Origin of the sequence: Ferrovibrio xuzhouensis (assembly GCF_042648965.1) — a bacterium.
GTDB lineage: Bacteria > Pseudomonadota > Alphaproteobacteria > Ferrovibrionales > Ferrovibrionaceae > Ferrovibrio > Ferrovibrio xuzhouensis.
In genome coordinates this window covers 1,873,699-1,883,614 of sequence record NZ_JBHRYJ010000001.1, presented here as the reverse complement: position 1 = coordinate 1,883,614, position 9,916 = coordinate 1,873,699, and the positions used below count along the sequence as shown (strand labels likewise).

Below are 9,916 nucleotides of genomic sequence, written 5' to 3'. Positions count from 1 at the left end.
AAACCTCTGTATGATTCCCCGCGGCATGGGGCAGCGGTAGGTTGCCCCCATCACACAGCGCGTGGCCTGGGCCGGACCGTCCGGCAGATCGCCCCCGCAGCGAGGACGAGTACCGTGTCGATCATAAAGATCATATCCATCGTCGACGATGATGCGTCTGTCCGCACCGCCACCGAAGGTCTGGTGCGTTCGCTCGGCTTTGCCGCCTATGGCTTCGCCTCGGCCGAGGCCTTCCTCGCCTCGCCGCTGATCGACGCCACCGCCTGCCTGATCACCGACGTGCAGATGCCGGGCATGAGCGGTCTGGAGCTGCAGGCGGAACTGGCCAGCCAGGGCCGCGACATCCCGGTCATCTTCATCACGGCCTTTCCGGAAGAGCGCCTGCGCCGGCAGGCCCGTGCCGGCGGCGCCATCGACTTCCTTGCCAAACCCTTCGACGGCAGCACCATGATCCGCTGCATCGAGACCGCCGTCGGCCAGAGCAGCTAGCGTCCCGGCTGCCCCCGTCTACAGCGCCGTCGTATTGACCCAGGCGAGCGCCGCGCCGGTGCTTTCCACGATATCGCCGGGCGGCAGCGGCGGCCGCTCGATCATCAGCACCGGAATATGCAGTTCGGCGGCAGCGGCGATCTTGCCCGCCGCGCCGCCGGCATTCTTGGTCACCAGCAGGTCGATGCGATGCTGCTGCATCAGCGCCTTCTCGTCATCGGGCGTGAACGGACCGCGCCCCAGAACCAGTTCGCCCGCCGGCAGCGCGATGTCGTCGGCCGGCGGATCGATCAGCCGGGTCAGGAACCAGCGCGATCCGTTGCGTTCGCCGGCCAGCGGCACGAAGGGACCGATCTCCTGGCGGCCGACGGTCAGGAAAATGCGGTGCGCCGGATGGAAGCGCAGGAACACCGCCGCCGCCGCCACGCTCGGCATCATGGTCCAGCGGTCGCCGGGCGACGGCGACCACGGCGGCCGCACCAGCTTGGCGCGCGGCAGGCCGAGCGCCCGGCAGGCCTCGAAGGCATGGCGCGCCATCTGTTCGGCGAAGGGATGCGTGGCATCGAGCACCAGGTCGATCTTCTCGCGCACCAGATAGTCGCTGAGGCCGGCGATGCCGCCGAAGCCGCCGACCCGCACCTCGCCCGGCGGCTGCACCGGCTGTTCGGTGCGGCCGGCCAGCGACGAGATGCAATGCAGCCGGTCGTTGCCATCGAGCTCGCGGGCCAGCCGCAAAGCCTCGCCGGTGCCGCCGAGCAGCAGGAGGCGCCGCACTTTAGCCATGGCGGCCGACGCCATAACGTCCAACAATCGTGCCGGCACGGTCGACGGCAACCACGTCGATGGCGATGGCGGCCGGCGCCACCAGGCTGGCCGCCGCATCGGCGGCGCGCCGCGCGACGAGATCGCCGAGCCGCAGGCCGGTCGCTTGCGCGATCTGCAGCACCTCGAGCGCGGTATTGGCACCACGCGCCTGTTTCACCTGCGCATTGCTGCCGCCCGCCTCGCCCAGCCAGCTCGCCAGCACATCGGCGTCGACCTGGCTGCGGCCGGAATGCAGGTCCATCTGGCCCTGCGCCAGTTTCACCAGCTTGGCGAAGCCGCCGCCGATGGTCAGCCGCGGCACCGGATGCCGCCGCAGGTATTTCAGCAGCGCGCCGGCGAAATCGCCCATGTCGAGCAGGGCCAGCTCCGGCAGGCCGTAGAGTTGCTGCACAACGCCCTCCGAGGTCGAGCCGGTACAACCGGCGACATGCGCAAGGCCGGCCGCCCGCGCCACATCGACGCCGCGCTGGATCGAATGGATCCACGCCGAACAGGAGAACGGCACAACGATGCCGGTGGTTCCGAGAATACTGAGGCCGCCGAGAATCCCGAGCCGGGGATTCCACGTCTGCTTCGCCAGATCTTCGCCGCCGGGCACCGAAATCTCGATCTCAACATCGCCGGCGACACCCTGTGCCGCCGCGACTTCGGCGATCACCGCCTGCATCAGGCGGCGCGGCACCGGATTGATCGCCGGCTCGCCCGGCGGCAGCGGCAGGCCGGCCTTCGTAATCGTGCCGACACCTTCGCCGGCGCGGAAAACCACGCCGCTGCCGGGCGCACCGCGGCGGAGGCGGGCGACGATCATTGCCTGGTGGGTGACGTCCGGGTCGTCGCCGGCATCCTTGACGATGCCGGCCTCGGCCCAGTCGCCGTGCGCATCGCGGCCCCTGCGTTCGACGGCCAGCGCAAACGCCGGCCGCTCGCCTTTCGGCAGCAGGATCTCGACCGGATCGGGAAATGCGCCGGTCAGCAGCGCCGTCCACGCCGCCTTGGTCGCCGCGGTAGCGCAGGCGCCGGTCGTCCAGCCGCGGCGCAAAGCCGCCGTCGCGCCCGTCCTCTCTGCAACCTGTTCCGACATGGCGCGCAGTATACACCGCCGGCAGCCCGGTGTACCTTGCCGCGATGCAGCTTCCGGCCCTTGATATGCCTGTATTTCCGGCCGGCCAGGTGTGGCTGGCGGGTGCCGGTCCCGGCGATCCGGGACTGCTGACCCTGCATGCGGTGAACGCGCTCAACCAGGCCGACATCGTGATCTACGACGCGCTGGTCGGCGAGGCGATCCTCGGCTGCGCGCGGCCCGGCGCGGTGCTGGAATATGCCGGCAAGCGCGGCGGCAAGCCCTCGCCGAAACAGCGCGACATCAGCCTGCGGCTGATCGAGCTGGCCCGCCAGGGCAAGCGCGTGCTGCGGCTGAAGGGCGGCGATCCCTTCGTGTTCGGCCGCGGCGCCGAGGAGGCGCTGAGCCTGCGCGACGCCGGCATCGCCTTCCGTGTCATCCCCGGCATCTCGGCCGGCATCGGCGGGCTGGCCTATGCCGGCATTCCGCTGACCCATCGCGACACCAATTCCTGCGTCACCTTCCTCACCGGGCATAACGCGGCCGGCGAAGTGCCCGACAGCGTCGACTGGGCCGCCATGGTGCGCGCCTCGCCGGTGCTGGTGATCTACATGGCGATCAAGCATCTCGACCTGCTGGTGGCGAAACTTCGCCATGCCGGCCTGCCCGCCGAGCGGCCGGCAGCGCTGGTCAGCCATGCCACCCTGCCGCAGATGCGGGTGCTGACCGCGACGCTTGGCAGCATCGTCGCCCGGGCCCAGACCGCGCAGGTCGCGCCGCCGGCATTGTTCGTGGTCGGCGAAGTGGTCGACCTGCATGCCGTCTTCGGTGCCAGCGACCTGCAGGCCACCCTGCAGAGCCTTCCGCTGACCGGTCCGGTGCCGTCATGTCAGCAGGCATCGTAATCGCCGCGCCGGCCTCGGGCAGCGGCAAGACCACCGTCACCCTTGCCCTGCTGCGCCTGCTGGCCCGCGAGGGCCGCATCGTGGCGCCGTTCAAGACGGGACCCGACTATATCGACGGCGCCTTCCATCGCGCCGCCAGCGCCGGCCGGCCCTGCTGCAACCTCGATGCCTTCGCCATGCGGCCGGCGACGCTGAATGCCGTGCTGGCCTGGGGCGCCGGCCAGGCCGAGCTGGTCGTCGTCGAGGGCGTCATGGGCCTGTTCGATGCCGCCGCCAATGACGAGGGCTCGACCGCCGATCTGGCCGCGCGGCTCGGCCTGCCGATCCTGCTGGTGGTCGATGCGGCGCGCCAGAGCCAGTCTGTTGCCGCCCTGGTGCATGGCTTCCGCAGCTTCCGCCCCGATGTGGCGATTGGCGGCGTGGTGCTCAACCGCGTCGCCAGCCCGCGCCACGAAACCCTGCTGCGCCGCGCGCTGGCGCCGCTCGGCCTGCCGATCCTCGCCGCGCTGCCGCCGCGCGAGGATCTGGCGCTGCCGAGCCGCCATCTCGGCCTGATGCAGGCGGAAGAGCGCAGCGGCCTCGACATGCTGCTCGATACCGCGGCCGACTGGCTGCACAACGGCCTCGACCGTGCCGCCTTCGACGCCCTGCTGGCACCGCTGGTGCTCGCACCAGATGTGCCGGTACCGCCCCCCGCGCTGCCGCCGCCCGCGCTGCCACCGCCCGCGCTGCCACCCTTGGGCCAGCGCATCGCGGTGGCCGAGGATGTCGCCTTCGCCTTCGCCTATCCACATCTGCTGGCCGGCTGGCAGGCCCAGGGGGCGACGCTGCTGCCCTTCTCGCCGCTGGCCGACGAAGCCCCCGATGCCACGGCCGATGCCGTCTTCCTGCCCGGCGGCTATCCCGAACTGCATGCCGGGCGGCTGGCCGCCAACCGCCGGCTGATGGCCGGCCTGCGCGCGGCGGCGGTGCGCGGCGCCGTCCTCTATGGCGAATGCGGCGGCTTCATGCTGCTGGGCGAGGGGCTGACCGATGCCGAGGGCCGGCGTCATGCCATGGCCGGCCTGCTGCCCATCGCCACCAGCTTCGCCACCCCCTGCCGCCACCTCGGCTATCGCCGCATCACCGCGCTGGTCGATATGCCCTTCGGGCCGGCCGGCAGCCGCTTCCGCGGCCATGAGTTCCATTATTCGGTGCAGACCGCCGGCGCCGATGCGCCGTCGCTGTTCCGCGCCGCCGATGCGGAAGGCGCCGATCTCGGCGCCATGGGAGCGCGCATTGGCAATGTGTGCGGCAGCTACCTGCACCTGATCGACCGGGCGGAGTAAGGTGCGGCCACAAAAAATGACTGTCATGGCCGGGCTTGACCCGGCCATCTACGATTTTATCTGATCATATCGTCAAGCATTATTGGTATTTCAGAATTTGATTCCGGTTTGATGTGGCCATAGTACTTTCCTGCATCTGGCCCCCAATCAAAATACAGCCCTTGCCCCGGCCTGGTTATTGACCGTGCTTCTTCGGGGCTAACCTCAAGATTGACTGCATGCAAGACCACATGCGTCGCTTTGCCAACAAGCTGAGCTAAAACCTCTACCGAATACTTCCCCGGTAGGAATTGGAAATTTGTTCCATCGGCAGGTAATAGAAAATGGTGGTTATATGCAGTCCCACTCTCTGGAACAAATAATCCGCTGCCGCGGCTCAACTGCTTTTCGCCATATACCCAGATATTGAAATTCTGCGTCGTCTCACCACGCTTGAGTCGCACATACATGCTTTCAATAACGCAACCGCGCTTCGAGGTCGCATAAAGTAAGCACCGGAAATATACCTTTAATGGCGCTTTATCTTTAAAACCGCCGTCGGGACCAAAGTAGATCACTGTCGGCCTCGTCATTTTTACGGTTCCGCGCCTGAGCAAGGTGAGCCATGCCGTTAGGGCAGAGAGCAATAAGGCAAAAGATGAAATGACAAGGCTTATGGTAGCGCTCATGAATCCCCCCCCGCCCACGCGACCTGAGTCGCTTGCTACATAAGATCATAAAGCTGATGTCTTAAGGGCGGTAAACAGCAAAAGCATGGATGGCCGGGTCAAGCCCGGCCATGACGATTGAGGGGGCCTGCGGGCCGGCTTTCCGGTTCGTGATGGGGGCTGCGGCCAGCTGGACAATTGTCTTGGGGGCCATACCTGCTACGATTCCGCACCGATTCGGTTAACCGAAATTTACCCCGTTTGCTGTAGTCCCGTCCGATGCCGACGCGTTTTGCCCTGTCCGCCGTTCTTGTGCTGGCTGCCGGCCTGCTGCCGCTGCAGCTCGCCCGCGGTGCCGATGCGGCGCCGGCCGCGCCGCTGTCCGCTGCGGCCGAAGCGCCGCCGCCGCCGGACAAGGGCTCGGATTCCGGCCTGCCGGTGCCCCGCTTCGTCAGCCTCGCCGCCGACAAGGTCAATGCCCGCACCGGCCCGGGCGCGCGCTATCCGATCGCCTGGCAGTACCAGCGCCGCCACCTGCCGGTCGAAGTGATCGCCGAATACGAATACTGGCGCCGCATCCGCGACCATGACGGCACCGAGGCCTGGGTGCACAAGAACCTGACCTCGGGCCGCCGCTACGGCCTGGTCACCGGCCATGTGCAGCCGCTCTACGACAAGCCCGACGAGGTCTCGGACGTGCTGCTGACCGCCGAACCCGGCGTGCAGGCGCGGCTGCGCAAATGCCCGAACCGGGTCTGGTGCGAGGTGGAAATCTCCGGCACCCGCGGCTGGATGCAGCGCACGGCGCTGTGGGGCGTCTATCGCGACGAGACCTTCGACTAAGCCATCGTTGCCGCGGCGCAGAAAACCGCAAAATCACAAAATTGATCCATCGATCCGCCGGTAATGCCGCAGGCTGGTCGCATTTGTGCGCGACCCTGCTGTCATCGCACAGGGCCGCCGGAACGCCATCGCGCGCGACAGCCGCCCGCCCTGCCGGCATCCAGGCCGATCTGCCGTATCGTTCCGGAGGGATGCCGCAACCGGCAGGCGGGCGATGCCGCGCTGCTGTCCGCCATGATGCTACGGGCAGCGGAAAGGATTGCGCCATGGCTTCGCTTGCCACCGCCCTCCATCTCGATGCCGTCCTTCATCCCGGCCGTCATCATGCCGGCAGCCGCAGCCGCGCGGGTTATCGCGTATCGGGTCGGCATTTCGACAAGCTGCCGGGCAGCGCCTATCTGCTGATCACCGGCGGCTACGCCGTGATGATGCTGTCGTTTGCCATCCTGTTCGTCACCGGGCTGGAAAGCGGCCTGTCGGTGCTGACCGGCATGCTGATCATGGCCATGTGCTTCGGCATCCCGCGCATCGTCACCCTGATCGGCAGCCGCCACCATCATGACCCGTTCGGCCGGCTCGCCGAATGGCGGGTGCCGCGCCGCACGGCGATGCGCGACTTTCTGGATGGCGAGATGGATACCGCCAGCGGCCCGCTCAGCGGCTGGAGCGCGCTGATCCATGTCGGCATGCTGCCGGTCGGCCTCGCCTGTGCCGCCATCGGCATCGGCATCGTCTTTGCCAGCATGCCGGGCTGACGTCCCCCGTCAGGCGAGCCGCCGCTAAGCCGTCCCGAGCAGGCGGCCGAGAGTGCGCGCGGTCGCCGGCGGCGCCGTCAGGTCGGCCAGCGTGTAGCCGTCGAGCACGCCAAGGAAGGCCTGCGCCGCCGCGGCCAGCGGCTGTTTCAGCCGGCAGCCCGGCGCGATCACGCAGGTATTGCTGGCCGCATCGAAACATTCCACCAGGTCGAAACTGTCCTCGGTCCTGCGCACCACGGCGCCGAGCCGGATCTGTTGCGGCGCCATGGCCAGCCTCAGCCCGCCGCTGCGGCCGCGCAGGCTGTCGACAAAGCCCTCGCGGGCGAGCGTCAGCGCCACCTTCATCAGGTGGTTGCGCGAGATGCCATAGGCGCCGGCGACCTCCTCGATGGTGCAGCGCCGGCCGGGCCGCAGTGCCAGATACATCAGCAGGCGCAGGGCGTAGTCCGTGTGGAGCGTCAGGTGCATGGCGGCTTTCGGCAGGAGGGCGAGGGTGCGACAAAAGATGCATCTATTATGCTTGATTTAATTCGGCCAGGCAATATTCTCGGGCAATATCCTGTTGCCGTCAGCAGACGCGGAACCGCATCATGGCCCATCACGACGATACCGACAGCACCTATGCCGAACGCGCCGGACGCCGCGCGAAGCTTGCGCCCGGCGCCCAGGCCGGCGTGACCGAAGACATCGTGCATGACGTGGTGCATGCCTTCTACGGCCGCATCCGCGCGGATGCGGAACTCGGGCCGATTTTCGAACGGGTTATTGGCGACCGCTGGGATGAACATCTCGCCAAGATGTGCGATTTCTGGTCGTCGGTGCTGCTGATGACCGGCCGTTATGCCGGCCGGCCGATGCCAGCGCATGTGCAGATCGATACCGGCACGGATGGCAAATCAGGCGCCGGGCTTGATGCGACGCATTTCGCCCGCTGGCTCGGCCTGTTCCGCCAGACCGTCGCGGAGCGGTGCACGCCGGAGCAGGCGGCCCTGTTCGAGGATCGCGCGCAGAAGATCGCCCAGTCGCTGCTGATGGGCATCCGCTTTGCCCGCGGCGAGACGCCCGACTGGCTCGGTGCTGCCAGAAGCGAGCCAGTCCGCAGCGAACCGGCGGCCTGACCGCCCGCCCTACACGTAATGCTTCAGCCGCTGCCCCGGCAGCAGATCGTAGGCCGAACGCCAGCCGGGCAATCCTGCAACCCTGTCCAGCCAGCCACGCACCGCCGGATGGCTGCCGCCGAAATCATAGCCGTGCTCGCCGGCCGGATACTGCAGATAGGCGATCATCGACAGGTCGGCGATGGTGGGCGTCATGCCGGTGACGAAAGCGCGGTCCTGCAGATGATTGTCGAGAATGCCAAGGAAATCGTCGATGCGCCGGCGCAGGAAAGCCAGCACCTGCGGATCGGGCGACGGCGTGAAGGTCCGCAGATAGCGGTAGGTCGCCATATAGCCGGAAAGCTTGTGGTTGTCCCAGAACAGCCAGCGCAGCACGTCATAGCGGCCCTCCGCCGTATCGCCGCCGAACCGGCCGTGGCGCTCGGCCAGCCGCAGCAGGATCGGCGCCGACTGGGTGAGGCGGACGCCGTCTTCCTCCAGCACCGGAATCTCGCCCATCTCGTTGACCCGCGCCCGCCATTCCGGCGTCCAGGTCACGCGGTTGCCGAAATCGGTCCAGACCGGCTCGAAGCCTTCGCCGCACAGGGTCAGCATCAGGGCGAGCTTGTAGCTGTTCCCGGATTCGGGAAAATAGTGCAAACGATAGGCCGGCATCGCGCCATCCCTTCACGGAACATCTGACCCGGAAAAAAGAACATATGTTCTGTATCCTGAAATTGGCGCCGGCGTCAACATGAGCGGCCCGGACACCGCATCCGAACGCCAGCGGCCGCTGATGGAAGCGACCCTGCGCATCATCGGCCGCAACGGCATCGACGGCGTCACCCACCGCGCCGTGGCCGCCGAAGCCGGCCTGTCGCTCGGCGCCATCACCCATCATTTCAAGAGCCGCGACGCGCTGGTCGAGGCCGCCCTGCATCATGCCCTGACACGCGAAACCGCACGGCTGCGCGCGCTGGCGCTCGGACTGCAGGATCGGACCTTCGACATGGAAGCCTGGCTCGACGGCCTGACCGGATGGTATGCCGACGAACTGAAGGACAACGCGGAGATTCACATCGCCTGCTACGAGGCGTTCCTCGCCGCAGCCCGCAATCCCCGCCATGCCGATGTGGTGCAGGCCTGGTTCGAGACCTGGCGGCAGAGCGCCGCGCTGGCACTGGCCGCCGCCGGTTCAGCCGCGCCGCAGCGGCATGCCGGGCTGTTCGTCGCCGTATTGATCGGCCTGGTCCTGCAGCAGCTGGCCGTTCCGCGCCGCGGTTTTCGCCGCGAGGCCCGCGCCGCGCTGGCGACACTGGCCGGCGGCCTGCTGGCGCAGGACGCCTAGTACAGCCGCGTCTTGTAGGCGTCTTCCAGATTGGCTTCCAGCGCCGCGGCTTCGACGCCGGCAACCTGGTCGGCAATGATGCGGCCGAGCGTCGGAAAGGCGCTGCGCGGCACATGCTTCTCCGGGTTCCACAATTCGGAGCGGATCAGCGCCTTGCCGCAGTGGAAGAAGACTTCCCGCACGCTGATCTCCAGCGCCGAGGCCGGCACCTTGCCCTGCATTTCCATCGGCGCCAGGCGTGCCGCATCGGTGACGATCCGCGCGCTGCCGTTGACCCGCAGGGTCTCGTTGATGCCGGGCACCAGGAACAGCAGCCCGACCGATGGCTGCTGCACGACATTGCGCAAGGAATCGATCAGGTTGTTGCCGCGCCGGTCGGGCAGCAGCAGCGTGCTGTCATCCTCGACGCGCACGAAACCCGGCGCATCGCCGCGCGGCGAACAATCGGCACCCTCCGGCCCGGCGGTAGCCAGCATGACCAGCGGCGACAGCCCGATGAAGGCCCGCGCATGCCTGTCGAGGCGGGAGAGAATCTTCTTCTGCACCGTCTCGTTGGGCGCGTCGTAGCAGTCGCGCAGATCGGCTTCGGATTCGAGGAGGGTCATGGCAGGCTCCGGCT

13 protein-coding genes are annotated in these 9,916 nt (G+C 67.7%); 7 read left to right on the top strand and 6 right to left on the bottom strand.

Going from position 1 to position 9,916, the window contains the following annotated elements:
* The first annotated feature begins 114 nt into the window (after positions 1 to 114).
* Positions 115 to 489, top strand: a complete 375-nt coding sequence (locus ACFOOQ_RS09385) for a response regulator transcription factor (RefSeq protein WP_379724917.1) — start codon at positions 115 to 117, stop codon at positions 487 to 489.
* Positions 490 to 507: 18 nt separating this feature from the next.
* Here the strand turns inward: ACFOOQ_RS09385 and ACFOOQ_RS09380 are convergent, their stop codons facing one another.
* Positions 508 to 1,272, bottom strand: coding sequence for a cobalt-precorrin-6A reductase (locus ACFOOQ_RS09380; RefSeq protein WP_379724914.1), 765 nt, complete (start codon positions 1,270 to 1,272; stop codon positions 508 to 510).
* Entirely contained in the window at positions 1,265 to 2,395 is a 1,131-nt protein-coding gene (locus tag ACFOOQ_RS09375; protein WP_379724911.1) for a cobalt-precorrin-5B (C(1))-methyltransferase, read from the bottom strand. The genes ACFOOQ_RS09380 and ACFOOQ_RS09375 overlap by 8 nt, the downstream gene beginning before the upstream one ends.
* A 65-nt stretch (positions 2,396 to 2,460) precedes the next feature.
* Here ACFOOQ_RS09375 and cobA point away from each other — a divergent pair, with 65 nt between their 5' ends.
* Positions 2,461 to 3,279: a uroporphyrinogen-III C-methyltransferase gene (gene cobA, locus ACFOOQ_RS09370; RefSeq protein ID WP_379724908.1), complete on the top strand. Its 819-nt coding sequence runs from the start codon at positions 2,461 to 2,463 to the stop codon at positions 3,277 to 3,279.
* Complete coding sequence (locus ACFOOQ_RS09365) at positions 3,261 to 4,607, top strand: cobyrinate a,c-diamide synthase (protein WP_379724905.1); 1,347 nt, start codon at positions 3,261 to 3,263, stop codon at positions 4,605 to 4,607. Before cobA ends, ACFOOQ_RS09365 begins: the two co-directional genes overlap by 19 nt.
* Positions 4,608 to 4,663: 56 nt before the next feature.
* On the opposite strand, the gene ACFOOQ_RS09360 is transcribed toward ACFOOQ_RS09365, so the two are convergent.
* Positions 4,664 to 5,275 carry a hypothetical protein gene (locus ACFOOQ_RS09360; protein WP_379724902.1) on the bottom strand — a complete coding sequence of 204 codons (612 nt, stop codon included), beginning with the start codon at positions 5,273 to 5,275 and terminating at the stop codon, positions 4,664 to 4,666.
* 258 nt (positions 5,276 to 5,533) lie between these two features.
* Between ACFOOQ_RS09360 and ACFOOQ_RS09355 the strand changes: the two genes are divergently transcribed.
* Both ACFOOQ_RS09355 and ACFOOQ_RS09350 read left to right on the top strand, forming a co-directional pair.
* Entirely contained in the window at positions 5,534 to 6,097 is a 564-nt protein-coding gene (locus ACFOOQ_RS09355; RefSeq protein ID WP_379724899.1) for an SH3 domain-containing protein, read from the top strand.
* A gap of 266 nt (positions 6,098 to 6,363) precedes the next feature.
* Entirely contained in the window at positions 6,364 to 6,852 is a 489-nt protein-coding gene (locus ACFOOQ_RS09350) for a hypothetical protein (protein ID WP_379724896.1), read from the top strand.
* Positions 6,853 to 6,876: 24 nt separating this feature from the next.
* Here the strand turns inward: ACFOOQ_RS09350 and ACFOOQ_RS09345 are convergent, their stop codons facing one another.
* Positions 6,877 to 7,320, bottom strand: coding sequence for an Rrf2 family transcriptional regulator (locus ACFOOQ_RS09345; protein WP_379724893.1), 444 nt, complete (start codon positions 7,318 to 7,320; stop codon positions 6,877 to 6,879).
* Positions 7,321 to 7,442: 122 nt separating this feature from the next.
* Between ACFOOQ_RS09345 and ACFOOQ_RS09340 the strand changes: the two genes are divergently transcribed.
* Positions 7,443 to 7,970 carry a group III truncated hemoglobin gene (locus tag ACFOOQ_RS09340; RefSeq protein WP_379724890.1) on the top strand — a complete coding sequence of 176 codons (528 nt, stop codon included), beginning with the start codon at positions 7,443 to 7,445 and terminating at the stop codon, positions 7,968 to 7,970.
* Between the two features lie 9 nt (positions 7,971 to 7,979).
* Here the strand turns inward: ACFOOQ_RS09340 and ACFOOQ_RS09335 are convergent, their stop codons facing one another.
* The gene (locus ACFOOQ_RS09335) at positions 7,980 to 8,624 is read right to left on the bottom strand and encodes a glutathione S-transferase family protein (protein WP_379724886.1); all 645 of its coding nucleotides are present in this window, start codon (positions 8,622 to 8,624) and stop codon (positions 7,980 to 7,982) included.
* Between the two features lie 79 nt (positions 8,625 to 8,703).
* Between ACFOOQ_RS09335 and ACFOOQ_RS09330 the strand changes: the two genes are divergently transcribed.
* The gene (locus tag ACFOOQ_RS09330) at positions 8,704 to 9,297 is read left to right on the top strand and encodes a TetR/AcrR family transcriptional regulator (protein ID WP_379724882.1); all 594 of its coding nucleotides are present in this window, start codon (positions 8,704 to 8,706) and stop codon (positions 9,295 to 9,297) included.
* Here the strand turns inward: ACFOOQ_RS09330 and ACFOOQ_RS09325 are convergent.
* Positions 9,294 to 9,902, bottom strand: a complete 609-nt coding sequence (locus ACFOOQ_RS09325) for a pyridoxamine 5'-phosphate oxidase family protein (RefSeq protein WP_379724879.1) — start codon at positions 9,900 to 9,902, stop codon at positions 9,294 to 9,296. The genes ACFOOQ_RS09330 and ACFOOQ_RS09325 overlap by 4 nt on opposite strands.
* Between the last annotated feature and the right edge of the window lie 14 nt (positions 9,903 to 9,916).

Excerpts from the sequence above, each read along its gene's own strand:
- ACFOOQ_RS09380 (WP_379724914.1), bottom strand. The coding sequence starts at position 1,272 with ATGGCTAAAGTGCGGCGCCTCCTGCTGCTCGGCGGCACCGGCGAGGCT.
- ACFOOQ_RS09375 (WP_379724911.1), bottom strand. The coding sequence starts at position 2,395 with ATGTCGGAACAGGTTGCAGAGAGGACGGGCGCGACGGCGGCTTTGCGC.
- cobA (WP_379724908.1), top strand. The coding sequence starts at position 2,461 with ATGCCTGTATTTCCGGCCGGCCAGGTGTGGCTGGCGGGTGCCGGTCCC.
- ACFOOQ_RS09365 (WP_379724905.1), top strand. The coding sequence starts at position 3,261 with ATGTCAGCAGGCATCGTAATCGCCGCGCCGGCCTCGGGCAGCGGCAAG.
- ACFOOQ_RS09360 (WP_379724902.1), bottom strand. The coding sequence starts at position 5,275 with ATGAGCGCTACCATAAGCCTTGTCATTTCATCTTTTGCCTTATTGCTC.
- ACFOOQ_RS09355 (WP_379724899.1), top strand. The coding sequence starts at position 5,534 with ATGCCGACGCGTTTTGCCCTGTCCGCCGTTCTTGTGCTGGCTGCCGGC.
- ACFOOQ_RS09350 (WP_379724896.1), top strand. The coding sequence starts at position 6,364 with ATGGCTTCGCTTGCCACCGCCCTCCATCTCGATGCCGTCCTTCATCCC.
- ACFOOQ_RS09345 (WP_379724893.1), bottom strand. The coding sequence starts at position 7,320 with ATGCACCTGACGCTCCACACGGACTACGCCCTGCGCCTGCTGATGTAT.
- ACFOOQ_RS09340 (WP_379724890.1), top strand. The coding sequence starts at position 7,443 with ATGGCCCATCACGACGATACCGACAGCACCTATGCCGAACGCGCCGGA.
- ACFOOQ_RS09335 (WP_379724886.1), bottom strand. The coding sequence starts at position 8,624 with ATGCCGGCCTATCGTTTGCACTATTTTCCCGAATCCGGGAACAGCTAC.
- ACFOOQ_RS09330 (WP_379724882.1), top strand. The coding sequence starts at position 8,704 with ATGAGCGGCCCGGACACCGCATCCGAACGCCAGCGGCCGCTGATGGAA.
- ACFOOQ_RS09325 (WP_379724879.1), bottom strand. The coding sequence starts at position 9,902 with ATGACCCTCCTCGAATCCGAAGCCGATCTGCGCGACTGCTACGACGCG.